This window comes from Paenibacillus allorhizoplanae, from assembly GCF_927798215.1.
Lineage (GTDB): Bacteria > Bacillota > Bacilli > Paenibacillales > NBRC-103111 > Paenibacillus_E > Paenibacillus_E allorhizoplanae.
The window spans coordinates 556,620-581,500 of the sequence record NZ_CAKMMW010000002.1 but is presented as its reverse complement, the minus strand read 5'-3'; the positions used below and the strand labels follow the sequence as shown (position 1 = coordinate 581,500).

Annotated in this window: 21 protein-coding genes; 15 read left to right on the top strand and 6 right to left on the bottom strand. The window is 45.4% G+C overall.

Annotation, left to right across the window (positions count from 1 at the left end):
- Positions 1 to 14: 14 nt before the first annotated feature.
- From proC to L6I86_RS05210, 5 genes are all read right to left on the bottom strand, one after another.
- Positions 15 to 884, bottom strand: coding sequence for a pyrroline-5-carboxylate reductase (gene proC / locus L6I86_RS05230; RefSeq protein ID WP_236285289.1), 870 nt, complete (start codon positions 882 to 884; stop codon positions 15 to 17).
- A gap of 21 nt (positions 885 to 905) precedes the next feature.
- A complete protein-coding gene (locus L6I86_RS05225) occupies positions 906 to 2,153 on the bottom strand; it encodes a glutamate-5-semialdehyde dehydrogenase (protein WP_236285285.1) in 1,248 nt (415 codons plus the stop codon).
- A gap of 11 nt (positions 2,154 to 2,164) precedes the next feature.
- Complete coding sequence (locus L6I86_RS05220; protein WP_236285284.1) at positions 2,165 to 3,868, bottom strand: proline--tRNA ligase; 1,704 nt, start codon at positions 3,866 to 3,868, stop codon at positions 2,165 to 2,167.
- A gap of 39 nt (positions 3,869 to 3,907) precedes the next feature.
- Positions 3,908 to 5,008 carry a glutamate 5-kinase gene (proB, locus tag L6I86_RS05215; RefSeq protein ID WP_236285282.1) on the bottom strand — a complete coding sequence of 367 codons (1,101 nt, stop codon included), beginning with the start codon at positions 5,006 to 5,008 and terminating at the stop codon, positions 3,908 to 3,910.
- 377 nt (positions 5,009 to 5,385) lie between these two features.
- Positions 5,386 to 6,591, bottom strand: coding sequence for a pyridoxal phosphate-dependent aminotransferase (locus L6I86_RS05210; RefSeq protein ID WP_276574804.1), 1,206 nt, complete (start codon positions 6,589 to 6,591; stop codon positions 5,386 to 5,388).
- A gap of 154 nt (positions 6,592 to 6,745) precedes the next feature.
- On the opposite strand from L6I86_RS05210, the gene L6I86_RS05205 reads away from it, so the two are divergent.
- The 3 genes from L6I86_RS05205 (at position 6,746) to L6I86_RS05195 (ending at position 9,889) form a co-directional block, all read left to right on the top strand.
- Positions 6,746 to 7,276 carry a DUF1572 family protein gene (locus L6I86_RS05205; protein WP_236285273.1) on the top strand — a complete coding sequence of 177 codons (531 nt, stop codon included), beginning with the start codon at positions 6,746 to 6,748 and terminating at the stop codon, positions 7,274 to 7,276.
- A gap of 83 nt (positions 7,277 to 7,359) precedes the next feature.
- Complete coding sequence (locus tag L6I86_RS05200; RefSeq protein ID WP_236285271.1) at positions 7,360 to 8,160, top strand: carbon-nitrogen family hydrolase; 801 nt, start codon at positions 7,360 to 7,362, stop codon at positions 8,158 to 8,160.
- A gap of 346 nt (positions 8,161 to 8,506) precedes the next feature.
- A complete protein-coding gene (locus L6I86_RS05195) occupies positions 8,507 to 9,889 on the top strand; it encodes a glycine--tRNA ligase (protein ID WP_056614192.1) in 1,383 nt (460 codons plus the stop codon).
- A 62-nt stretch (positions 9,890 to 9,951) separates the two neighbouring features.
- On the opposite strand, the gene L6I86_RS05190 is transcribed toward L6I86_RS05195, so the two are convergent.
- On the bottom strand, positions 9,952 to 10,443 hold the full coding sequence (locus L6I86_RS05190; protein ID WP_236285269.1) for a cysteine dioxygenase: 492 nt from the start codon (positions 10,441 to 10,443) through the stop codon (positions 9,952 to 9,954).
- Between the two features lie 239 nt (positions 10,444 to 10,682).
- On the opposite strand from L6I86_RS05190, the gene L6I86_RS05185 reads away from it, so the two are divergent.
- The 12 genes from L6I86_RS05185 to L6I86_RS05130 all read left to right on the top strand — a co-directional run bounded on the left by L6I86_RS05185 (position 10,683) and on the right by L6I86_RS05130 (position 24,852).
- Entirely contained in the window at positions 10,683 to 11,156 is a 474-nt protein-coding gene (locus L6I86_RS05185; protein WP_236285267.1) for an SgcJ/EcaC family oxidoreductase, read from the top strand.
- A 350-nt stretch (positions 11,157 to 11,506) separates the two neighbouring features.
- The gene (locus tag L6I86_RS05180) at positions 11,507 to 12,352 is read left to right on the top strand and encodes a LuxR C-terminal-related transcriptional regulator (RefSeq protein WP_056614185.1); all 846 of its coding nucleotides are present in this window, start codon (positions 11,507 to 11,509) and stop codon (positions 12,350 to 12,352) included.
- Between the two features lie 648 nt (positions 12,353 to 13,000).
- Positions 13,001 to 13,990 (top strand): VanW family protein, encoded by a 990-nt coding sequence (locus L6I86_RS05175; protein ID WP_236285260.1) that lies wholly within the window; start codon positions 13,001 to 13,003, stop codon positions 13,988 to 13,990.
- A gap of 59 nt (positions 13,991 to 14,049) precedes the next feature.
- Positions 14,050 to 15,780, top strand: coding sequence for a GspE/PulE family protein (locus L6I86_RS05170; RefSeq protein ID WP_171628767.1), 1,731 nt, complete (start codon positions 14,050 to 14,052; stop codon positions 15,778 to 15,780).
- 30 nt (positions 15,781 to 15,810) lie between these two features.
- Positions 15,811 to 17,034: a type II secretion system F family protein gene (locus L6I86_RS05165; protein ID WP_236285258.1), complete on the top strand. Its 1,224-nt coding sequence runs from the start codon at positions 15,811 to 15,813 to the stop codon at positions 17,032 to 17,034.
- A 36-nt stretch (positions 17,035 to 17,070) separates the two neighbouring features.
- Positions 17,071 to 17,748 carry a prepilin-type N-terminal cleavage/methylation domain-containing protein gene (locus L6I86_RS05160; protein ID WP_236285256.1) on the top strand — a complete coding sequence of 226 codons (678 nt, stop codon included), beginning with the start codon at positions 17,071 to 17,073 and terminating at the stop codon, positions 17,746 to 17,748.
- A 73-nt stretch (positions 17,749 to 17,821) separates the two neighbouring features.
- Positions 17,822 to 18,820, top strand: coding sequence for a type IV pilus biogenesis protein PilM (gene pilM, locus L6I86_RS05155; protein WP_236285254.1), 999 nt, complete (start codon positions 17,822 to 17,824; stop codon positions 18,818 to 18,820).
- A 5-nt stretch (positions 18,821 to 18,825) separates the two neighbouring features.
- The gene (locus L6I86_RS05150) at positions 18,826 to 19,434 is read left to right on the top strand and encodes a PilN domain-containing protein (protein WP_236285243.1); all 609 of its coding nucleotides are present in this window, start codon (positions 18,826 to 18,828) and stop codon (positions 19,432 to 19,434) included.
- Between the two features lie 8 nt (positions 19,435 to 19,442).
- Positions 19,443 to 20,150 (top strand): hypothetical protein, encoded by a 708-nt coding sequence (locus tag L6I86_RS05145; protein ID WP_236285241.1) that lies wholly within the window; start codon positions 19,443 to 19,445, stop codon positions 20,148 to 20,150.
- Between the two features lie 30 nt (positions 20,151 to 20,180).
- Positions 20,181 to 21,251 carry a type IV pilus twitching motility protein PilT gene (locus L6I86_RS05140; protein ID WP_082595411.1) on the top strand — a complete coding sequence of 357 codons (1,071 nt, stop codon included), beginning with the start codon at positions 20,181 to 20,183 and terminating at the stop codon, positions 21,249 to 21,251.
- The gene (locus tag L6I86_RS05135) at positions 21,252 to 22,451 is read left to right on the top strand and encodes an S-layer homology domain-containing protein (RefSeq protein WP_236285240.1); all 1,200 of its coding nucleotides are present in this window, start codon (positions 21,252 to 21,254) and stop codon (positions 22,449 to 22,451) included.
- A gap of 16 nt (positions 22,452 to 22,467) precedes the next feature.
- On the top strand, positions 22,468 to 24,852 hold the full coding sequence (locus L6I86_RS05130; protein WP_236285238.1) for a vWA domain-containing protein: 2,385 nt from the start codon (positions 22,468 to 22,470) through the stop codon (positions 24,850 to 24,852).
- Positions 24,853 to 24,881 lie beyond the last annotated feature (29 nt).

Here is a 24,881-nt window from a genome sequence, read left to right as displayed (position 1 = left end):
TTCACAGAAACAGATTAAACTGATTTTCCAACAGTGCTGGTAGCGGCAATTTGTTCGCCCATTTCCTTCGTACGTGCGGCGCAATGCAACACAGCTTGATGGATAGCTTCATCGAACTGATGGCGATCCAATGCTTGAATAGCAGCATGCGTAGCTCCGTTAGGAGAGGTTACTTTACGGCGTAATTCCGCAGGATGTTCCTTCGTAGTTTGAACCATGTGCGCGGCACCGAGCACCGTTTGAAGCGTTAATTGATTTGCATCTTCTTCGGTTAGACCGCCTTCGATCCCCGCTTTAATCATCGCTTCCATGAGGTAGTACACATAGGCAGGACCACTTCCGGAAATGCCAGTAAGGATTTCAAGCTTATCTTCTTCTACAATCGTAACAGTCCCAACCGCTTCAAACATTTGGATGGCAAGCTGCTTGAATGTATCATTAACCTTAGTCGAGAAGCTCATTCCTGTTGCGCCTAATCCGATGGTGGAGGAAGTATTTGGCATCGTACGAACGATGGGCAAGTCGGATTGTAGAAGTCTTTCCGCTTTTTCGATGGAAAGGCCTGCAATTACGGAAATTAACAGCTGACGCTCGCTCAAAAGCGGCTGAAGCTCTGCAAAAGATGATTCCACATCTTTAGGCTTCATACAGAGAACAACAACGTCGGCTTCTTGAATAATTGTGTTTTTCGTCGCTTGATCTGAAGTGGCTTGAACGCCATATTCCGAGCATAAAAATGACAAGCGATCCTGATTGGAGCGATTCATCATATATACGTTTTGCGGATTCGCGACTTTCGTCTGAATAAGTCCGCGGACGATGGCTTCAGCCATGGAGCCTGCGCCCACAAAAGCAATTTTAACTTGCGATAACATGATTGACATCCGTTGTTCCTCCTCCAAGGTTTATTCGCGTATTTGTCCGCTTCCGTAGACGCGGTATTTGGTTGAAGTTAGCGCAGGAAGCCCCATAGGACCACGTGCATGAAGCTTTTGCGTGGAAATGCCGATCTCGGCTCCGAATCCGAACTCAAACCCATCGGTGAAACGGGTAGAAGCGTTATGATAAACCGCAGCTGCATCCACTTCTTGCAGGAATTTCTCAGCATTAGCGGCATCTTCTGTCACAATACACTCGGAGTGCATCGTACCGTAGTTACGAATGTGAGCTAGCGCCTCATCTAGATCCTTAACAACTTTGATGTTTAGAATATAATCTCCGTACTCCGTACCCCAATCGGCTTGTTCAGCAACCACCATGCTTGGTACCAAAGTTCTAGAACGCTCGTCACCCCGCAGTTCAACATGAACGCCTTGGAAGGCATCGGCAATACCAGCTAAATGCTTCTCCGCAATGGCTTCGTGTACAAGCAAAGTCTCCATACTATTACAAACAGAAGGACGTTGTGCCTTCGCATTAATCCCAATTCGAATCGCCATATCGAGCTGTGCACTTTGATCTATAAAAGTATGACACACCCCTGCACCTGTTTCAATGACTGGGACGGACGCGTTATTGACAACATTTTGAATAAGTGAGTGTCCACCACGAGGAATTAGCACGTCAATGAGGCCATTCAGCTTCAGCATTTCATCGACGGAGCTGCGATCTGCGCTTAGGATTAATTGCAGGGCATCTGCTGGCAAGTCAGAACGCTCTAAGGCTGTATGCAGTACCTCAACAATTTTCTCATTTGAAAATAGGGCTGAAGATCCGCCACGGAGCACAACCGCGTTGCCTGTTTTGAGACAAAGACCTGCCGCATCAACCGTGACATTCGGTCTAGCTTCATAAATAATGCCGATAACGCCGAGTGGTACACGGATTTTGCGAATGCGCAGACCATTAGGGCGATCAAATGATTCAAGCGTATCTCCGATTGGATCAGGAAGCTCAGCGATTTGACGAAGACCTTCGGCCATTGCCGCAATGCGCGTTTCGTTTAATGCCAATCGGTCCAGCAGAGAAGCGCTAGTGCCCAGCTCTTTGCCACGCTGCAAATCCTTGCTGTTAGCTTCAATGATCGCTTGTTGCTCCGTAATTAAGGCGTCTGCCATCAGCAGCAAGGCTGCATTCTTTTGCTCCGTTGTGAGATTGCCCATTGCTTGGGCAGCTTGCTTAGCAAGTTTAGATTTTGTAATTACTTCACTCATGGGTAGACCTCCTAGTTAAATAAGGATTGGCAATGCGTTAACAATTGTTCCACGTTCAGTTCATAGACATCGCCTTGACGGCGTTCTTTGCATTCGATAATTCGCTCGCTCGTTTTCTTACCAACGGTTAGTCGTAAAGGGAAGCCGAGTAAATCAGCATCGTTGAATTTCACGCCAGGACGTTCCTCACGATCATCCCACAAGACCGAATAGCCTGCGCTAGTTAAGGTGTGATAGATCTCTTCGGATAATGTCATTTGGGCTTCATCCTTCACTTGAACAGTTAACAGATGAATGGAATAAGGAGCAATGGCATTTGGCCAAATGATGCCTCGTTCATCCTGGTGCTGTTCAATAACAGCAGCTAGAACACGAGAGACGCCGATACCATAACAGCCCATGATCATTGGCTCAGAAATGCCATTTTCATCGCTAAACGAAGCGCCTAAGGATTCACTATATTTGGTGCCGAGCTTAAAGACGTGACCAACTTCAATACCTTTGGCAAAAGCGAGTTCATGACCGCAATGAATACAGCTTTCTCCTTGGCCCACATTGCGAACGTCAACATAGGTTAATGCACCAAGATCACGTTGAACATCTACGTGCTGAAGATGATAGTCCGCTTCATTGGCGCCAACAACCGCGTTGTTTAAGCCTCGAATCGATGTGTCTGCAAGTAATTTGACGGTTGAGAGACCAACCGGCCCAATAAACCCGGCTATCGAACCAAGCGCTTTGATTTCAGCTTCGGATAGCATCGTGATTTCATCTACACTGAGAACCTGCTTTAACTTGATCTCATTAATTTCGAGATCTCCACGGATGAGCACGATCACAGGCGCTCCGTCCGCTTGGACGGCAACGGATTTGATAATTTGCTGCGGTTTCGTGGTAAGGAATTGGCTTAATTGTTTGATGCTCGTAACGCCAGGTGTGTGTACTTTCGTTGGTTGCGCATGTGGCACATTAGTAGATGATGTACTTTCGTTAGCAATGACCCCATTAGCTTTCTCTAAGTTAGCCGCATATTGACAGGAAGGACAATGGACAATCGTATCCTCACCCACATCCGCTAAGGCCATGAATTCATGCGTATCCGTTCCGCCGATTGCTCCAGAATCCGCTTCAACAGCACGGAACTGTAAGCCGCAGCGTGTGAAAATATTAACATAAGCATTGAACATCGCTTGGTAGCTGGCATCTAGACCGCTTGCTGAGCGATCAAAAGAGTATGCATCTTTCATGAGAAACTCACGGCCACGCAATAAGCCGAATCGTGGTCTGCGCTCATCGCGATATTTCGTTTGGATCTGATATAACGTGACGGGTAACTTTTTATAAGAATGAATCTCATCTTTAACAAGTGTTGTAATCACTTCTTCGTGTGTAGCCCCTAAAGCAAATTCACGGCCATTTCGGTCTTCAAGTCGCATTAATTCAGGACCGTAAACATCCCAGCGACCAGAGGCTTTCCATAATTCGGCAGGATGGAGGGCAGGCATGAGCATTTCCTGTGCACCAGCGCGGTCCATTTCTTCACGCACGATCGTTTGAATATGTTGAAGGGCCTTAAGACCCAAGGGTAAATAGGAATAAATACCGCTGGATAACTGGCGAATGAGTCCTGCTCGCAGCATAAGTCGGTGACTGGTCGCCTCGGCATCTCCCGGTACATCTCGTAAAGTTGGGTTAAGTAATCGTTGTTGTCTCATGTTTAGGGAGATCCTCGCTTTCTATTACTGTTTCGAACCTTAAGTCAAAGGCACCCATTCATCGCGGTGGATGACTTCGATGCGTGATACTTCGACGCGTTTCTGTACTTCGTCGGTCGATAGTCCTGCAGCGGCTTGAACTTGCCAAGCCGCATAATTGACGACGCCACGGCCCAGCAGCGCGCCTTCACTGCAGATCACCTCGACGACGTCGCCGGGGTGGAAGTCACCAACCGCTGACGTGATGCCAGCGGGGAGCAGGCTCTTCCCACCGTTGATCAAGGCTGCTTTCGCCCCTTGATCAACGATGATTTGCCCTTGGGGCAGCGAGTGGAAGCCGACCCACTGCTTCTTGACCGGCAGATTGTTCAGCGCCGTGTCAAAGTACGTTCCCTTGCCGGTACCGCCCACGGCAAGGTTCAGATCATCGGGCTCAAGCACTCGCCCGATGAAGACCGGCACGCCCCCGCGCATCGCGATGCGGGCGGCCTCGACCTTGGAGCGCATGCCGCCGGTGCCGACCGCGCTCCCAGCGCCTCCAGCGAAGCTGAACAGCTCATCGCTGATGGCATCTACGCGATCGATACGCTGTGCGTTCGCGTTCTTGCGAGGATCGTCCGTGTACAGGCCATCCATATCGGTAATGATGATCAATTTGTTCGCCTTGACCAAATTGCCTACCAATGCCGACAACGTATCATTGTCGCCGAATTTCAGTTCATCCACCGAGACGGTGTCGTTCTCGTTAATGATCGGGACGACGCCGCGCTGCAGGAGCTCGTCAATCGTCATCATCGCGTTCTGCACGCGCTTGCGGTTGGAGAAGTCGTACCGGGTCAGCAGAATTTGCGCCACGCTTACGCCGTGGGAGGCAAATGCTTCATGGTACGCCTGCATCAAGAGCGCTTGACCGACGGCTGCCGCGGCCTGCTTCTCATGCAGCACCTTGGGCCGTGTGCGATAGCCAAGGGAGGTGAAGCCTGCGGCTACTGCGCCGGAGGTCACGAGCAGCACTTGGCTGCCGCTGCGCTGTAATTGCGCGAGTTCGGCCGCAAAAAAGCGTATTTTATCCGGATTCAAGCCACCCGTATCTGAGGTTAATGAGGAGCTGCCGATTTTGACTACGATTCGCTGAGTCATATTCATCCCATCCTTCGATTTCCAACTATGTAGATACAAAAAAGACTCCCGTCCTTAAAACATAAGGACGAAAGTCTGTTGCTTCCGCGGTACCACCTTAGATTAGCGCATATCAAATAGAAAGCGCTCAACTCTAGATTCCCTGTATAACAGTAGGGCTCTGTTCAACTCATCGTTGACGGTTCAGGGGCGGGTTCGGATTCGGTTCACGGCAAGCTCTCTCAGTCAATGGAGCTCACTCCCTGGTTACGTGCGGCACGATTCGTACTATTCCCATCATAACGTTGCTGTTTGGAATTTCAATTCTATCTAGAATAGCATGGTACGCGAGACTTTGTAAAGGTATAAATGGCTTGCTTTCAAGGTTCTTTGGATAATTAGGAGTTAAAAAGATTTAATTTCCCAATCCGCTGCACAGCCTCTTCCAATCGCGCTTCCGAAGAAAGAAGGCCCAGTCGGACGTAGCCCTCACCGTGCGTTCCGAAACCAACACCTGGTGCTACGACAACTTTAGCTTCTTCCAGAAGTAAATCGGCAAGGCTCTGTGAGGAATGTCCTTTCGGTACTGGCAGCCAGGAGAAAAAGGAACCTTGCGATGGCTTTGCATTCCAGCCGATGCTGGCAAGTGCCGTGTATAACGCGTTCCGACGACTTTCGTACACATCACGCAGCTCTGTGACACAGTCTTGTGAGGCAGTTAATGCTGTAGCCGCCGCTGCTTGGATACCGCCAAACAAAGAGCAATAGTAGTGATCTTGCATCAAGTTAATGAGGCGAATGACTTCTTTGTTGCCAAGGGCAAAGCCTACACGCCAGCCTGCCATATTGTATGTTTTGGACAAGGTATAGAACTCAATGCCTACTTCCTTGGCTCCAGGGGTTTGCAGGAATGAGATCGGCTTCTGACCATCAAATCCAATAGCGCCATAGGCGAAATCACTGGCAACAACGACACCATTTTTCTCAGCGAAGGTAACTGTATCCTCATAAAAAGAAGCAGGAGCCGTCGCACCTGTCGGGTTGTTCGGATAATTAATGAACATAAGCTTAGCGCGGTCCAGATCAGACTGCTTTAACTGCGAATAGTCAGGCAGGAAGTTATTTTCCTCACGTAATGGCATGAATGCCATCTCTGCACCTGCTAGTGCGACACCTGACCAATAATCAGGGTAGCCAGGATCAGGGACAAGGCAGACATCGCCTGGATTCAATAAGCATTGGGCAATTTCGATGAGACCTGTTTTGCCGCCGAACAAGATTGCAACTTCGGTATCGGGATCCAAATCCACGTTGTGATCCTCTTTATAACGTTGTGCAATCGCCTGTTTCAGAAATGGAAAACCGCTGAATGGCGGATATTTATGATACAACGGATTCGCAGAAGCTTCTTGTATGGAAGTCACAATATGCGGAGGCGTAGGACGGTCAGGATTCCCTTGGCCTAAATTAATGACATCATGGCCAGCAGCAATTTGTGCATTTGCTTTGCCTACGAGCGTTGCGAAGAATTGTGTAGGCAGACCCTTCATTCTTTCAGCTGGTTGTATGGCAAATCGAGAGGTTGTTGAAGATACGTTTGTCACGGTTTAATTCACACTCCGGAGGTCGGGATTTTAAACTATACCCTAAATGTAACATGATTAATCTTTTTTTCATAGTCGATGAAGATATTGAATTGGTCATCATTTTTATATTGATCTATGATGATGGTAACAAATGTAAAGGGGATGAACGCGGATGACAACGAATACACAAGTTGCTGAAGTATTTCTACAGGAATCCATACGTGCTTTTCAGAGTATGAAGAAGTTGGCGGACAAATCATTTGCACAGACAGCGGAGTCATTCTTTTATCAGACTATAGATGAAGAATCGAATTCACTGGAAGTGATTATGAAGCATATGCATGGGAATATGTTGTCCCGTTGGACGGATTTTTTAACCTCGGATGGGGAAAAAGAGTGGCGTGATCGCGATGGCGAATTTGAAGGTGACCACCTTTCTCGGGAAGAGCTGCTTGCGCAGTGGGAAACGGGTTGGCAAGTGGTGATGACGACACTGCAAGATTTGACTCCTGAAGACGTGCTGTCATACGTTCGGATCCGAGGCGAAAGTCATACGGTATTACAAGCGATTCAACGACAAGTGTCCCATTATGGCTATCATGTTGGGCAAATTGTGCAGCTTTGCAAGCATTGGGCAAGCACAGAATGGCAGACGCTTAGCATCGCTAGAGGGCAGTCGAAGCAATTTAAACCTACGATTTAAGCGTGATGCGTGTTGAGTTGAGCGTACTTTTCGACTAGTATGTAGTCATAGATGTTTTATTAATCGGAGGGAGTCAACGCGACATGTCACAGTCACAACTACTTAATCTTGCTCTAATTCAAATGGATATTGCGATCGGTGAACCCGATGTGAATTATGCGGTGCTCGAAACAAAGCTTCTTGAAGCCGTTGACGCGGCACAGAAGCCAGACGTCATCATTTTTCCTGAAATGTGGAATACTGGCTATGCACTAACTGAAATTCATCAACTTGCTGATGTGAATGGGGAACGGACGAAGGCGTTTTTGAGCACTTTTGCTCGGACTCATCAGGTTAACATTATTGGTGGATCAATTGCGGATAAAAAAGAAGATCGTGTGCTCAATACGATTTATGCATGGGACCGCGAAGGTAACGAAATCGCAGAGTATTCCAAAATTCATCTATTCCGGCTTATGGATGAGGAGAAATTTTTGCACAGTGGGGAGCAACTAGGCTTGTTTGAGCTAGAAGGGGTGCCTGCTGGGGCGATGATTTGTTATGATATTCGTTTTCCGGAGCTGTCACGTAAATTAGCGTTAGATGGCGCACGTATTATGTTCGTTCCTGCAGAATGGCCGCATCCACGTCTGCACCACTGGCGTACACTGCTTATGGCGCGAGCAATTGAGAATCAAATGTACGTCGTTTCTTGCAATCGTGTTGGGACGAGCGGTACGACAAATTTCTTCGGTCATTCAATGGTCATCGATCCTTGGGGCGAGGTGCTTGTTGAAGGTGATGAGAACGAAGCAATTCTTAGAGCGACGATTGATTTAGAAGAAGTAGTGCGAGTACGGGGCAAGATCCCCGTTTTTGAAGATCGTCGGCCCCATTTGTACTAGGGAGATTGATTTTTGCTGCGATATTCTGTAAACTAAGACCAATTGAATGATCAATTATGGCTGTGAAGGATGAATAGTACTTGACGGACTTCATGTTCAGCGAGCTGGGGATGGTGAAAGCCCAGAATGAAGGTCAAGGAAACGGCTATCCGGAGCCTATACGATAAAGGGGATATATGCTTGTATCAGGTATATCAACTAGGGTGGAACCGCGGGTGCTAAAGCTCTCGTCCCTAGGCATTATTTGATGCCTTTGGATGTTGAGCTTTTTTGATGTTTGCTCATATCCAAACGGTCGTCATCGGGCGAAGACCCACATATAAGAAGCTTAAGGAGCGATTGAACAATGAGTGTAACAATGGAGCAAGTCGTCGCATTAGCGAAGCACAGAGGTTTCGTATTCCCAGGTTCAGAAATTTATGGCGGTTTGGCTAATACGTGGGATTACGGCCCGCTTGGTGTTGAATTGAAAAACAACATTAAACGCGCATGGTGGAAAAAATTCATTCAAGAATCCCCGTATAACGTTGGATTAGACGCGGCAATCTTGATGAACCCGCAAGCATGGGTGGCATCCGGTCACGTAGGTAACTTCAACGATCCAATGATCGATTGTAAAAGCTGTAAAGCACGTCACCGTGCGGATAAATTGATCGAGAACAAGTTGGCTGAAAAAGATATCGAAATCATTGTAGACGGTATGACGTTCGATGATATGATGAAATTGATCGTGGAACATAACATCGTTTGTCCAGATTGCGGAAGCAAAGATTTCACGGATATTCGTCAATTCAACCTGATGTTCAAAACGTTCCAAGGTGTAACAGAAGCAAGTTCAAACGTTGTTTATCTTCGTCCAGAAACAGCACAAGGGATCTTCGTTAACTTCAAAAACGCCCAACGTACAATGCGTAAAAAGCTGCCATTTGGTATCGGTCAAATCGGTAAAAGCTTCCGAAATGAAATCACGCCAGGTAACTTTACGTTCCGTACGCGTGAATTTGAACAAATGGAGCTTGAGTTCTTCTGCAAGCCAGGCGAAGACTTGAAATGGTTCGAGTACTGGAGAAGCTTCTGCCATAACTGGTTGCTTTCCCTAGGTGCAAAAGCCGATAACCTGCGTCTTCGTGATCATAACGACGATGAGTTGTCACACTATAGTAATGCGACAACAGATATTGAGTACAAATTCCCGTTCGGCTGGGGAGAGCTTTGGGGCATCGCGGATCGTACGGACTACGATTTGAAGCAGCACATGGCGCATTCCGGTGAAGATTTCAACTACATCGATCAAGAAACAAATGAGCGTTATGTTCCTTATTGTATCGAACCTTCCCTTGGTGCAGATCGTGTTACTTTGGCGCTTCTGATCGATGCGTTTGAAGAGCAAAAGCTTGAGGGTGATGACAGCCGTACTGTGCTTCACTTCCACCCTGCGTTGGCACCGATGAAAGCCGCTATTTTCCCACTTTCAAAGAAATTGAATGAGGGTGCTCAAGCTGTATTTGCAGACCTTGCGAAGCATTTCATGGTGGATTACGATGATACAGGATCGATTGGTAAACGTTACCGTCGTCATGATGAGATCGGTACGCCATTCTGTATCACATATGATTTCGAGTCCGAGACAGATGGTCAAGTGACAGTTCGTGATCGTGATACAATGGTTCAAACGCGTATGCCGATTTCGGAGCTAAAAGCCTTTATTGAGAATGCCCTACAATTCTAATTGTTACTTGAAAACCCCTTGTGAGCACGTCAAATGACGTAAGCTTACAAGGGGTTTTTCTTTTAGATAACATAATCTAAGACTTCACTGTAAGGTAAGTAACGTCGAACTTCACGCAGCGGCGGTGTATACACATGGATAGAAATAGCCGGTTCATGAAATGGATTGCTTAACTGGTGAATTTGATCAGCAGGCGCAGTGAAATATTCCCCTGCTTGAATGAAGTCATCCTTGTGAGCAACAGGATAGCCTTCTGTATCTAATAAGAAGGTTGAATTCACTAAGGATCCTGAAACCAAATAAGCCGTGCCTATGGATAAGCCATGGTTATGGATGGCTGTAGAGCGGGAAGTCGGAATGTGAATGACGATAACTTCCAGTTCGGGTGAGCTAAACACTACATTTCTACCATAGGGTAGTTGATTGGGTTCGGTTTTGAAATCTGGAACGAAGATTAGATGTCTCTCTATCGATTGAAGTGCCTCTTTTAATTGTTCCAGTGTTGGTGCATGCAACTTACAGAATGTCTGTTCAATTGCTCTGATGAGCGTCATTGGCATCTCGCCTCCTAGGCATTCTTATCTCTTTATCAATATTAATTTGGGGAAGGATAAGTTTTGTTTATATAATATGCCTTGGTGTTTCAAAAGGTTAGGGTTACATGTAAGAATTTAAAGCGGAAATCAGTCTGTAGACGGGGATATGTTCCTACTCTAGCGGTATGGCATGTGGTTAAAGAGTCTGACACAATAGTAGATATAGAAATTAGCGGAAAATGAGAGGAGGAACAAGGATGCAGCTCAGGGTGAATGAGCAAGATCAGAAAGAAATATTTGCCATATTCACAGCGTTAAGCAAATCTTGGAATGACCATGATGGCCAGGCATTTGGGGCATGTTTTACAGAAGATGCAGATTATGTGACGTTCAATGGGCAGCATTTGAAGGGGCGTCAAGCGATAGCAGATATTCATCAAGAGTTGTTCGAAGGGATTTTACGTGGATCAGTCATGGTTGAAGGTGGCTCTTTGAACATAAGATTCGTGACACCAGATATGGCAATCGTCCATGCCGTAGGGGCTATTAGGTTGCGATGGCAGAAGAAAGCGCCTAAGAATCGAGATTCCATAAATACCAATGTTGTGGTGAAGGAAAAAGGTGAATGGAAAATTACAGCCTTTCATAATTGCCGCATCCAGTCACCTAATGTTATTCAAAGATGGTTCATAAACAGAGCCAAATTGAAAGTTACATCCAAAGAAGTGTAACTAGTAGAATAACCCAGTTTCTAAGAGTGTTGCCCTTCGATGTTAGAAAGGGGACACTTTTTTCGTATATATCCTACGAACGGCACATGCCAGAAATCCTTATTCCTGATGGAAGAACTGCAAACGCTATCTTTTTGTAGTACAAGTATACTATCTTCTTAGAATTACTACCTTTGCACTATTTCAAGCATTCGATTTGAGCCTTATAGTTAGTGACACATGCGCGAAAAATACATAAATTTGTAAAGGTTGTGAAGATAGGGGCGACGGCATACGACAAAAAATTCAATTCTACTCACAGCATGGATGCTATTTATTTCGGGGTTACATAGGAAAAGGGAGTGGAATTGATGAAAGGATTAGCTGAAGAGACGCAAATGCATGAATTTACAGAGAGAGTCGGCATCTCTCAAGCGGAGATAGCCAAGCTACATGAGAAATCATTTCTTAATGGCGTTCAAAGAGATTCGACGCGCGTGAGGTTTCGCGTGCAAGGGAAAATGATGGAACGGCTGCTAGCTAAAAACCAAGGACTCATGGATGTCATCCTTCGGCAAGCACATCTGAAGACGAATACCTTTTACTTTCCTAATTTATTGATGGTAACGGATAATCATGGGGTCATTTTAACGATTAATGGGGATGAACGATCCATCTTGCAAGCTGCGAATTTGAACAACATCGGGATCGGATCTTCGTTATCGTTGTCTAGTGCAGGGACCAATGCGGTTTCGGCTGCTATTGATCTTCAGCGTCCAGTTTGGATTAGTGGTGAGGATCATTATCTGGATACGATGCATAACTGGGTGACGATGTGCGTTCCGATTCAAACCGCGGATAATCAGATCATCGGTTACTTAGTTTTGACTGCTTTTCAGTATATTTCAGCACCTTTTATGTATCCATGTATCAAATCGATTGCACTTCTGCTTGAATACGAGTTGAGAAAGACCGAATTACAAAGTAAAACATGGTTCGTTGAGGAGATGCTGGAAGAACGCTTGAAAGCTTTCAAACTAACGCTGCGTGAAAAAGAAGTCGCGACGTATTGGTTGCTCGACTACGATTATAAGCAAATCGGCAAAGTCTTGGGGATCAGCGAGAATACGGTCCGTGTCTATGTAACGAAAATCAATCGCAAGTTGAAAGTCAATTCTAAAGCATCATTGATTTTGAGTGTACTTGGCGCTATTTAAGGTTGAAAGTTAGAAGTCATACATATGCATTACATAGGATTTATACATATTGACGTATTAAGTTGAGAAATGGTTCAAATTGTAGAAAAAAAGCTTCGATCTTTCACGATGTATGTGGGGATCGGGGCTTTTTTGTGTGTTCAACGTCTTTAGGAATTGAATTTTCAGGAAGGATGAGGAGCGAAAGGCAAGTAATTGCCCGGTTAGTTCGGGTTTTCTATGAATGAATACCTTGGAAATCCCTTACATGCTTTGGCATGGTTAGAATTTACATATACGAGGAAGACCCATTTTTTGGGGAATTTGCTGAAAAAGCGCGTTCGATCTTATACATATGCAAGTGGTATATAATAGCAATGGAATTAATATGGTACGAGTACATTTCAAAAGAACTATATGAAACCGCTTCCTAAGTACGACTTCTATAGCGAAATCCCGACTTCGTCCCCCTGCTCCTGCCCTCATCTAGATTGAATTCCCTATGAAATAGCGTCTGAATGGCTAACGTGGCTTAAGAATTATAGTTCATGCATTAGGTCATTTGAATTAATAAATATGTATGATTTGCTCTACAGAAATTACCGTCTATATTTGAGGCATCCCACCGAAACGGGAGGGAAAATGTCGAGCTTTGAGGGACGGTTGGCTATGAGACAAAGAAGAAGGGCCTTGATCCTGCAGCCTATTAAATGGATTCTTCTTCTAGGCGTCGTCGGTTCCGGAAGTGTATATGGATTATCGGCGGCAGGGTTCATTGAGTGGAATTCAGAGCACAAACTAGAAAGCTTGATGTTCTGGAAAGACACGGATCATGCTTCAACGAAAGGAACAGCGCTTGCAGCTGGCGTGGATAAAGAAAGTGCGAAGCCATCGGTCAAACCGGTATCAACGCCAACGCCTACGACCACGGCATCGCCAACAGTTGTACCTGCTAGTACGCCTATAAGTACAGCAGCAACAACATCTCCAGACAAGACGTCAACTTCGGGTCTGCAAGTCATTTCGCAAGCGCAGAGTATTGTTGCTGTAAATGCGAATGTGAAATCATGGCTAGAGCAGGCGGGACTGATCAAGATTGAGTCAGGTAAGCTATTCTCCTTTCAAGCTTGGTTAACCGAGGTCAGCAAAAGCAAAGTGCCTGAAATGAAGGCAGATGAGTTATCGCATGTGGCATCCCTTTTGTATGAAGCTGCATTGCGTGCTGGCATGCAAGTTGGTGAACGTTATCCACATCAAGATAATCCCGCTTATGCAGCTGCTGGATTTGATGTTAATTTTCAAAGCGAGCTGAAAGATTTAACCTTCTATAATTCAATCGGCATACCCATTACAGTTGGCGTGATATACAACGGGGAATCTCCTGTCGTTACGTTCAATGGGAAACCGAAAGCGGAATGGAAAGCTCCGAAAATTACGGTTAGTAAAGAAGTATTCGCACCAGAGAGCATTGTACTCACGGATTTTACACTGGCTGGTCAAGGTGATAAACGTAGTGAAGGTCAATCAGGACTTCTAGTCAAGGTGTTCGCGGATGAGAAGAATGATGGCAAGAACGAGTTGATATATAAAGATTACTACGCACCGCATCCCAATCTCATCGCGAAGGCGCCAACAGCGGAAGAGCTTAAATCACCTTAAATCACTTGTTAGTTGCATAGATCCGTTACGTACTCCATTAACAGAAGGGAGGACCCCCAATGCGCATAGGTGAATTATTTGTAATGAACGGACTCATCACAGAGGATCAGCTTGAACAAGGGCTGAAGCAGCAAGTGCACACGAGGAAGAAAATCGGTGAGATTCTTATCGATAAAGGGTTGATTACAGAAAGACAACTGGTTGAAGTACTGGAATTTCAGTTAGGGTTTCCGGTTGTTAACATGTTTGAGACACAGCTCGATATGCAAACCGTTCAGCTCATTCCAGAAACGCTGGCTCGTAAGCACTGTGTGATCCCGATTGAACGAAAGAATGGCAAAATCAAAGTTGCCATGGTTGATCCATTGAACTATGGAGCCATTGAAGAAATTCGAATGGCGACGAACATGAGTGTTCAGCCAGTCATCGCGATTCGTTCTGAAGTCGAGCAAGCCATCACGAAAAATTATGGCATGAAAGAATCTGTCGATGAATTGATGGTCGACTTAGATAAAATCGAGATCAAAGATGAGGAATCCGAAGCGAATGATCAAGGATCACCGATCGTAAAGCTGGTCAATCAAATCATTCAATCCGCTGTGCAGCAGAGGGCGTCCGATATTCATGTTGATCCTCAGGAGAAACAACTGATCGTGAAGTACCGAATCGATGGTGTGCTTCGAACGGAGAAAGCGCTGCCGAAGCATATGCAAGGCGTATTGACGGCAAGATTGAAAATCATTGCAAAGTTGAACATCGCGGAAAGACGACTACCACAAGATGGTCGAATCCAGATGCAGGTGGATAACCGCCGAATTGATATACGGGTTTCGACATTACCGACAGTTCATGGTGAAAGTATCGTTCTTCGGATCCTAGATCAATCGGCAGGTGTTAAAAAAATTGCCGAATTGGGACTCAGTGATGCGAATTTGGTGAAATTCGACAAAATGATTCAGAAGCCGAATGGGATCATGCTGATCTCGGGACCTACGGGAAGCGGGAAAACATCAACACTCTATTCAGCATTGGGTCAATTAAATGGCGATGATGTCAAAATCATTACGGTTGAGGATCCAGTCGAGTATCGAATGAATGGTGTAACGCAAGTACAGGTAAACTCGCAGATTGGTCTAACTTTCGCTTCTGGCTTACGATCCATTCTCAGACAAGATCCGAACATTGTTATGGTCGGGGAGGTCCGGGATGCAGAGACAGCAGAAATTGCGGTACGCGCTTCCCTTACGGGGCACTTGGTGTTAAGTACCATCCATACGAATAGTGCAGTCAGTACGATTAGCCGACTTGTTGATATGGGAATTGATTCCTATCTCATCGCCTCTTCACTCTCCTGTATCGTGGCTCAGCGCCTAGTGCGGCGTGTATGTCGTGAATGTGCAGCCCAGGTACCTGCCAGAGAGGATGAGATGAAGCTGCTGGAGACGCATGGGCTGCTAAGCGGCACTGAACAACAACTGGCGGGAACTGGAACAGGTGTCGTAGTACCTATGACTTCGCCGAGAGCCATGGATAAACCAATCATGGTAACAAGGGGGAAAGGCTGTGGAACATGCAATAAGACAGGCTACAGAGGTCGTATCGCTGTACATGAGCTGTTGGTTGTCGATGAACCTCTGCGCAGTCTAATCGTGCAGAATCGCCCAGTTAGCGAGTTGGAGCAGCATTTGATGAAGAATGGTTTTAAAAATATGCTCTACGATGGCTTGCTCAAAATTCGCCAAGGTCATACCACAATTGAAGAAGTGTTGAAAGCCGTGGCAGACGAATAGCAGTTGAACTGAAGAAGGCTATGAATGGGGGTGAACAATAACTTGGCGAACTTTACGTATGAAGCCGTCAATGAAAGCGGTAAGAAGCTGAAAGGGATGGTGAAAGCACAGAACAAACAGCTGGCGATTACGGAGTTGCGAGGACGCGGGATTACCATTCGGAGTATTCAAGAGCAGCGTAAGACAACGATGGATCTGGAGATTCATATCGGAAGAGCAGTCAAATTAGAAGACTTCGTCATCTTCTGTCGGCAATTCGCTACGTTGATCCGAGCGGGGATTCAAATTGACCAAGCAGTTTCAATTCTGGAAGATCAATCCACCTCCAAATATTTGAAAGCAGCCTTAGGTGATATTTCGGAACAAATCAGAAGCGGGCATCCCTTATCCAAAGGGATGGGCGAACATCCGAAAGTGTTTCCCGATATGTTCGTTAATATGATGGCTTCGGGTGAAACCGGCGGTAATTTGGACGAAGTCCTGGAGCGGATGGCAGAGCATTACGAGAAAGAGCATAAAACGGTTCAGAAGGTGAAGTCAGCCATGACGTATCCGATCGTTGTTCTGGTCATTGCCATCGTCGTCGTTATCTTCCTCCTCTTGAAAATTGTCCCAACCTTTGCGGATATGTTTCTAGAGCAAGGCTCAGAGTTGCCGCTGATTACCAGATTTGTTATGAGCTCAAGTGATGCGATCGTCCATTATTGGTGGATGTTCTTGGCTGGCGTAATTGGCATCGTGGTCTTGTATCGGAGCTTTGCTTCGAGTGAAGAAGGGAAGTACTGGATTGATACGATCAAGTTTAAGATTCCAGTCTTTGGCATTATTCTCAAAAAAGCTGCGGTTGCCCGAATGACGCGTACGATGTCATCTCTATTCGTGAGTGCGGTGCCTGTCTTGCAGGCACTGGATGTAACCGCGAAAGTCGTTGGCAATCGGGTTATTGCCAAGGTGCTCCGAGATGCCAAAGACAGCTTGCAGCAAGGTAAAATGCTATCGGAACCGATTCAGAAAAGTGGCATTTTCCCCAAAATGGTCGTGCAGATGCTGATCATTGGGGAGGAGACAGGGCAAGTCGATAATATGCTAGCAAAGATTGCTGATTTCTTCGAAGCGGATGTCGATCAGAGTGTAGATCGATTAAAGGCGGTGATTGAACCTCTGATGCTACTGTTTATCTCTAGTATTGTTGGCGTGATTGTGGCGGCGATCATGAGTCCAATGTTCAAAATGTACGACAATTTCTTAGGATAATTATCGACCGGCTTGAAAGGAGGTGATAGACAAAACATGTCGGCGGCTTTACTAGCAATACAACATAACGTAACACCAGATTGGCAAGAGCACGTACATAACCAAAATAAACTTAGAGGTGGGAATGAAATGAACGCATTGGCATTGGAAAACAATCAAAAAGAAGGATTTAAAGCTCCAAAAATGTCTTTCCGCGAGGCAATGAAGAATGAAAAAGGTTTGACGCTCATCGAGTTGCTAGCTGTTATCGTAATTATCGCGATTATTGCAGCTATCGCTATTCCTTCAATCGGTTCGATTCTAGAGAAAACAAGAATTAATGCGCATCGTTCGAATGCTCACATGGCGATTGACGCTGCACGACTTTATGTATCCAATGAAGGTGTTACTTTGGCAGGAGCGGGAACAACGCTTGTATTATCATTAACTGATCTTAATGCAAGCGGATATTTGGAGAACATTCCAAAAGATCCTTCGAATAAGCCTAGCAACTATAAGCCAGGTGCTGCGGCTACTGTAACAAATGGTGTGAGAAGTGCTGGAGATGACTCGGAATCACACGTACTCGTTAAAAAGGATACCGTGACTGGTAACTTCACATATCAAGTAACTTTGGATGGTGCTCGAAAGTATATGGACGCTACATTAGAGTCCAACATTGAAATTGCTGGATATGTCGTGGAAACAGGTACGCCAACTCCACCTACTCCTTAATTCCATGCCCCCAAGCGCGCCGCCTAGCGGCGCGCCCCTTATCCCTTATGCAGAACCGAGAGGAGTTACCGCAATGTTCGCAAAGAAAACGAGCAAGTATACATACGGCATGCAAATTTCGGATACAGAAGCGAAGCTGGTTGAAATTATGAACGTGAATGGACAGGTTACCCTGACACAGCGTCATTCCATTGCGCTGGATAGAGGCAGTATTAAACACGGAAAATTCGTGGACGAAGATTCGGTCATTGCGCGCATCTCAACCCTAGTCAAGCAAATTGGGTTACAAGGTGCACATATCAATGTGACGGTGCCACTATCCAATGTGGTACTTCGTAAATCCGTTTTTTCGGCCTTAAAAGATAAAGCGTTACGTAACATGATCGACGTTGAATTACACGGCGGACAGCAATTGCCTTTCAAAAATCCTGTGTTTGATTTTGTTCGACTGGGAGCCCCAAAAGATGAGGCTGCAGCTTCTTCGGAAGGTGTAGTGAAATCCTCCAAGCCTTCGGCACAAGAGGAAGTTCTCATATTTGCGACACCTGGTGAAGTGGTTGAAAGCTATGCACACGTTGTCAAGCAATCAGGGTTAGTGCCTGTAGCCGTTGATTTGGCACCACTAGCTCTTCATCGTATGTTGGTACGTCATACCAAATTAACTGGCTCCGCGATGAAGGATCGATTCATGCTGCTGCATGTCGAGCCAGATCATGCGGATGTCAGCATTTTCGTGGATGGCATCCCTGTATTTTTCCGTTCGATTCAAATTAATACAAGTTTCTTCCTAGACACAGGAACGGATCAGCTTGCGGCTTATGCGCGCAATCTATCGATGGAGCTTGGTCGTGTGTTGAATTATTTCCAATACACCGTTTCCAACGATCAGAAGCATGTCGAGCTCGTTTATTTGGTAGGCGATCATGAATGGATCACGGCACTCCCAGAACATCTAGAGAGTGCTTTCGCAGGTGAGATTACATCGTTCCCATTGCCTGCCATTCTGAAAGATGAAGACACAACATGTCAAGCATATGCAGTTCCAGTTGGACTGGCAATGAAAGGGGCTTAAGGTCGATGAGTGCAGGCGTACAGAAGCTACAGTCCATCGAAATTAACTTGCTGCAAATGCGGCACGAAGAACAAGCAGGAACAAGTCCCATTCTCCGTTATGTCTTTATGACTGCGATCGTGTTAGTGGTCGGTGGTATGGGATGGATGTATACGAGTGCAAAGTCAGAAATTAAGAACACGAATAAGGCATTAGAACAGGTGAATCTTCAAATTAAAGAAAGTCAAACAAAGATTGCAAGCTCCCCATCAGCAGGGGCAGTTGCCGATTTCGTTGCTTTACCGAAACAACTCATCGCAAGTAAACCCTTAGCGACAGATGTGCTTGATAAGCTTTCTGCCCTAATGCCACTTACTTCAAATCTAACCGCGCTTTCCTTCGGAGATGGTAATAAGGTCAAGATCACAGGAAATTTTGCTACCAGCGAAGATATCATTACATTCATGCAAGCGACGAAAGCTTCCAGCTCGTTTACATTAATTTCAAGCAGTGGGATGAACAAAGTGATTTCGTCGCAAGAAGATAAAAACGCAGCGGTAGCCGAGCAACCATTGCCTGTTATTCAAGCGACCTTCGAGCTTCAATACAAGTCCGAGCCCAACAAGAAAGGTTGATCGAACGTATGAGCATGCTCAGCAGTAAACGGAATCAAATCATCGTGGCGTTCATCCTTGCGTTGGCGCTTGTGATGGTGTATATCAATTTCATTTCACCGCTTCAAACTGAAAAGGCGTCCAAAGAGAGACTTCTTATACAGAAAAGACAAGAATTAGATGCCTTGAACAAACGCTCTGCAGGCGGAGGAGCAATTGGGGCTGCAGAGCAAGTGAGCCTATCACACACGCGTAATCGCGTTCCTGAAGAACCAGATGTAGAAGGGCTTATACGTGAGATCCGGATGCTAGAGGTCATTACGAAGATGTCACTGGCCAGTTATAACTTTGAAATTGGTAAGGCGTCCGATGTTGTGATTAAAGCTCCAACGAGCTCTACAGCACCTGCGAAAGGAAGTACCACTGTAACGCAAGTCGCTCCACCGATGCCATCTCTCGCCATTCCAATTAAGCTGAGCACAACAGCTAAAGGGGATTACGCACAGATCCATCGCTTTCTAGATGAACTGCAAACGACGAACCGCTTGATGCAGGTAGACAAGTTGACTTTTGCGGTTAAGGGCGGAGCGCCAGTGAAATTGAATGCTCTGAAAAGAGAAATAACGGTCAATGTCTCCTTAGTATCGTATTATGCACCTGGTTTACAGAAATTTTTCAAGAATCCGCTTACTGTTCCTTATACGAAGCCTGCTGGAAAGACGAACCCGGTTTATTAATAAAACCATGTACATACGGGAGGAAACACGATGAGTATGAGTTCGCCAACGACGTCTGACACCTTATCATTGAAAGATTTGCTGCGTGTTTCTTACGAATCGAAGGCTTCTGACTTGCACATTAATGCAACGACAGAACCTCTTATGCGGCTACATGGGAAGTTGATGAAAGTGGTTGATTCCGTTCTTTCTCCTGAAGATACACATCGCATGGCGAAAGAAATTTTAACGAAGGAACAATATGAAACATTGTCTAAAAAGGGGGAAGTTGACTTTTCGTTCGAGCTGCCAGGTCTTTCTCGTTATCGGGGCAATGTATTTAAGCAAAAACGACATATTAACATGGTGTTTCGTGTCTTGTCGACGACAGTGCCCTCCCTTTTTAGCTTAAATTTGCCTGATTTGGTTCAGGAATTTGCACACAAGCATCAAGGTCTGGTTCTAGTAACAGGTCCTACAGGTAGCGGCAAGTCGACCACGCTTGCTTCCATCATCGATTTCATTAATGAAACTCAGAAGAAACACATTATTACGTTGGAAGATCCAATTGAGTATATTCATCCAAGTAAAAATTGTTTGGTGGCACAACGTGAAATTGGTATTGATACCTTAACATTCTCCAATGGTTTGCGTGCTGCACTTCGTCAAGATCCCGATGTCATTCTAGTTGGTGAAATGCGGGATTTGGAAACGATTAAGACAGCCATTACGGCAGCAGAAACAGGTCACCTTGTCCTCGCGACACTTCATACCCCGGATGCTCCTCAAACCGTCGATCGGATTATCGATGTTTTTCCAACAGAGCAACAAAGACAAATACGGGTTCAGCTAGCATCCGTACTCATTAGTGTTTTATCCCAACGGTTAGTACCCCGTATGGATGGACGAGGAAGGGCCATGGCGCTGGAGATATTAATCAATACACCCGCTGTAGCCAACTTAATTCGGCAAGAGAAGATATATCAAATCAAATCGGTCATTCAAACGAATCGACAAATCGGTATGCAAACGATGGTTTCCAGCTTGAAGCAACTAGTGGAAGAAGGCATTATCCATCGGGACGCGATCAAAGAATATGAAATGACCTTAGGAGAAGATTAAATGAAAACCAATAAACATGCACTCGTTACTGCTCTTCTTGTCTTATCCATTCTTTCACCAACAGCCGTTCTCGCGAGTGAAGCTGCAGTCAATTCAGCAGTCAGTGTGCAAGCGAGCAGTCCATTCGCGGTATTAAAAGGGCTCGATAATGAAGCGCGAAGTCAACAGTACGAAAAGATGAAGCTTTCACCAGCAGGTTGGCAGGTCGGCATGATTATTTCCAAAGAACCTTATGCAGTTGTTACTAGCGTAGATGCTTCTGGCGCACATGTGAAAATATGGACAGGAGCAATCGCGCGTGATTACAATGATCTGCTCGTGTTCTGGGACGAAATTGGTGTAGAAGTGTCAGGAAAACTTGATTTCCATGCCACTGACGTTGAAGAGACGACACATTCGTACTTTGAAAGCGCCTCCCAAGAGTCCTATCGTGTCAAAGCCTACCTAGGCAAAGTGCCTTGGGCGAACATCCCTACGGATGCAGAGGCAGTTCGAGATGGCAGTACAAAGGTAACATCGAATGGCTTAATCAACGTATATGGTATCGTTTTTCAGAATCCTGATCGCGCCGTTGCACCGACACTTGGCTCAGTAAAGAATTTGCCAGACATGCCAGATGCCGTGCCAACGCTGCGCACATGGAAACAAACGTCCGTAAGCGCGGTTCCAAGCGATGCATTAACGCACTGGGCCAAAGATGACATCCTTGATCTGATGCAGAAATCGATTATCGATGGCTATGAAGATCACACAATACGTCCGAATCGTACGCTTTCAAAAGCAGAGTTTGTAACACTTGTTGTTAAAGCATTAGGGATTGAACCTGTCCAAACACCTGTCAAAGGGTACGAGGATATGGGGAAACATTGGTCAACCAGCATGGTTGCTTCTGCGCAAGCTATGGGTTTGCTGGATTTGAAACCTGTAGATGTAAACTTTTCTCCAGATTTACCCATTACGCGCATCGAAATGGTTGGTCTCGTTGATCGCATTTTGCAAAAGTATGCCGTTAAGGGCGGATTGGGCACTGGTGAATTCACGGATATCGGAAGTTTAACAGACGGAAATAAAACATCTCTTCAGAATGTGATACATGCAGGTATTGTCGGTGGTTATGAAGATGGTTCGTTCAGACCACAAGGATCACTCACTCGTGCTGAAGCTTTCAAGGTCATCTCGAGAATCATTCATTTGGTGTAGAAAGGAGTTCGTAACTATGCATTGGTATCAAAAAGCGAAAAAGCAAAGTGCCATCTTGTTGACGGGTATGTTGCTCACAAGTATGCTCCCTGTCTTCGTTGGAACGAATACCGTTTATGGGACTGAGGTAGACAATGGTTGCTTAGCTATTAGCGGTGTGGGAAATGTCCCCATAACAAGTGTTGAACGCAATCAATTGGTTACTATTAATTACACGCTAGACCCGAGTGGCACACATACAGTCACGCAAACACGGGATGCGGTTGATATTGCTTTTGTAGCTGACGTATCTGGAAGTATGGCCTACCATATGGACAAAGATGATAACAAAACACCTATTCGTCTTGATATTCTGAAGAGTGCTTCAGCAACATTAACGAATAAATTTAAAACCGTAAACATGGGTGACCGCTTAGGACTTATAAAATTTAGCTCTGATGCGTCAAAAGTGTATGATTTGACAACGGAATATGAGAAAGTACAGACCGAAATTGACAAACTTAAGGCTGATGGTTCTACCAATATTGACGATGGTCTTGCGAAAGCGAAGACGATGTTAACGGCGAGTGGAACGAAGCCCGTGAAACAAATTATTTTGCTAACGGACGGTAAAGCAACGGTTTGGACCGATGAGAACGACGGTAATAAACAAAAAAGCGGAGGAACAAGTGCTGCAAATGCTGCAAAGGCAGATGCTGATGTCCTAGCAGGTCTTGGTATTAAAGTGTATACGATTGCTTTGGCTACAGCTGGTTCTGATGAAATTGATCTAGATTTGTTGCAGTATATTGCAACAAAGACGGGCGGAATGGCTTACGAAGCGAGCTCTGCGAGCCAACTTTCTGCGATTTTTGATAACATTGCAAAAACAATTGAAGCACCAGCTCAACTCAAAACGGTGACGCTTCGTCAACCGATTCCAGCTGGGTTCATCTTGGCACCAAATGAGAATGCTTCGAATGTAAGGTATGAAGCTGCGACACACGAAGTTGTGGTCAACGTAGGTGATATTAATTTTCCTTTTGACCAAGACAAGATCGATCTAGCCATTAAATTAATTCCAGATACAGCAGCAGGTGACTATCCACTGCAAGATGCTAAGGTGACTTACAAGGATGCGTGTAATGCTAATCGACAGTTCAATATTAATTTTGGTACGCAGCTTTCGGTAAGTGTTCGTGTGGTTGATAAATATGGCAATGTGTATATCGGGAATAGTCAAGGAGAACTGCAACGTCTACGAGCTAGTGATAAACAAAAGCAATGGACGATTAATAAGAAGAAGGTAGCCATCTCGGATATTCATTTTATTGATACAGAAATTCATTCCATCGTTCGCATTACTTACAAGGATGGAACGACAGATCAATTTGATTTGAAGCCAACAGCACCGGGAACGTATGAACTGGTTGATGGAAATGGAAAGCCGATAAGTGAAAATGGTTGGCATACGGGTCCAGGTAAACTTCGATCCGTGTCTGGTTCAAGCTCACAGTTGCCGAGCACGACCGTCTATGCCAATGACGATTTCCAAGGGGCTTATCTAGCGGGCTATGAGATATCCGTTGACAATGGCAATTGGCAACCACAAAGCACAAGTGGTGTGGTCATTCCGGATGGGAATGGCGTCAATTTCAAGACACGTGCATTTACTAATGCGATTAGTGGCAGTGCTTCAATTCCTATTGCTGGGGCAGTCGCGACAGGAAATGTCTCCTTAGATAGTTCGGGGCCACTAATTAGCTGGAGTAACGATATCGATCTCACAAAACCGACGAATGATGCCATCATATATATTACTGCAACTGATGATTTAAGTCCTGTCACCAGTGTAAGAGTCTGGTTCGATAATAAATCGTATTCTATCTCTTCGAGCTCATCAAAAATGACTCGGAATGGCAATACCTATGCGTTTCATTTAAGTGATGTAACAGGCTTCGATACGATAGAGAAACGCCAAGGCTGGCATCAAATTCAATTCGAAGCGACTTCTATCGGTGGTACAACTTCAACAGATAAAACACCAGAATATTTCGTTATTAATCCAGGTCCATCGGCTACGCTCAAAGGCATGAATTATAATGCTGGTGATATTTCCGATAAACCTGTAAGTGTTGCTGTGGTGGATGAGAAGTATCCAGTATCTGATCGTACTTTCGGTAGTCACGTAGAGCACGGCTTCACGTTAAAAAATATGTATTACGTGATTAAACAATCATCGGCGACTCCGGAAGCAAGTGAATGGAAGCCATTGGCATCAAAGCGACTAACAGTGACAACCAAAACGAACACGACATCCGGAACGTATTATGTCTTCTTAAAACTAGTTGACAGTTCGAATGTCGAGATGGTTCAACAACCACTCATCGTTAAATTCGATACCGAGCAAAACAACAACTAGACTGACAAATCGGTAAGGTAGTGAGGAGG

Coding starts and splice junctions, on each gene's coding strand:
- L6I86_RS05205 (WP_236285273.1), top strand. CDS start 6,746: ATGACAACGAATACACAAGTTGCTGAAGTATTTCTACAGGAATCCATA.
- L6I86_RS05225 (WP_236285285.1), bottom strand. CDS start 2,153: ATGAGTGAAGTAATTACAAAATCTAAACTTGCTAAGCAAGCTGCCCAA.
- L6I86_RS05195 (WP_056614192.1), top strand. CDS start 8,507: ATGAGTGTAACAATGGAGCAAGTCGTCGCATTAGCGAAGCACAGAGGT.
- L6I86_RS05145 (WP_236285241.1), top strand. CDS start 19,443: ATGAGCATGCTCAGCAGTAAACGGAATCAAATCATCGTGGCGTTCATC.
- proC (WP_236285289.1), bottom strand. CDS start 884: ATGTCAATCATGTTATCGCAAGTTAAAATTGCTTTTGTGGGCGCAGGC.
- L6I86_RS05200 (WP_236285271.1), top strand. CDS start 7,360: ATGTCACAGTCACAACTACTTAATCTTGCTCTAATTCAAATGGATATT.
- L6I86_RS05175 (WP_236285260.1), top strand. CDS start 13,001: ATGAGACAAAGAAGAAGGGCCTTGATCCTGCAGCCTATTAAATGGATT.
- L6I86_RS05150 (WP_236285243.1), top strand. CDS start 18,826: ATGAGTGCAGGCGTACAGAAGCTACAGTCCATCGAAATTAACTTGCTG.
- L6I86_RS05140 (WP_082595411.1), top strand. CDS start 20,181: ATGAGTATGAGTTCGCCAACGACGTCTGACACCTTATCATTGAAAGAT.
- pilM (WP_236285254.1), top strand. CDS start 17,822: ATGTTCGCAAAGAAAACGAGCAAGTATACATACGGCATGCAAATTTCG.
- L6I86_RS05130 (WP_236285238.1), top strand. CDS start 22,468: ATGCATTGGTATCAAAAAGCGAAAAAGCAAAGTGCCATCTTGTTGACG.
- L6I86_RS05180 (WP_056614185.1), top strand. CDS start 11,507: ATGAAAGGATTAGCTGAAGAGACGCAAATGCATGAATTTACAGAGAGA.
- L6I86_RS05220 (WP_236285284.1), bottom strand. CDS start 3,868: ATGAGACAACAACGATTACTTAACCCAACTTTACGAGATGTACCGGGA.
- L6I86_RS05185 (WP_236285267.1), top strand. CDS start 10,683: ATGCAGCTCAGGGTGAATGAGCAAGATCAGAAAGAAATATTTGCCATA.
- L6I86_RS05170 (WP_171628767.1), top strand. CDS start 14,050: ATGCGCATAGGTGAATTATTTGTAATGAACGGACTCATCACAGAGGAT.
- L6I86_RS05135 (WP_236285240.1), top strand. CDS start 21,252: ATGAAAACCAATAAACATGCACTCGTTACTGCTCTTCTTGTCTTATCC.
- L6I86_RS05160 (WP_236285256.1), top strand. CDS start 17,071: ATGTCGGCGGCTTTACTAGCAATACAACATAACGTAACACCAGATTGG.
- proB (WP_236285282.1), bottom strand. CDS start 5,008: ATGACTCAGCGAATCGTAGTCAAAATCGGCAGCTCCTCATTAACCTCA.
- L6I86_RS05190 (WP_236285269.1), bottom strand. CDS start 10,443: ATGACGCTCATCAGAGCAATTGAACAGACATTCTGTAAGTTGCATGCA.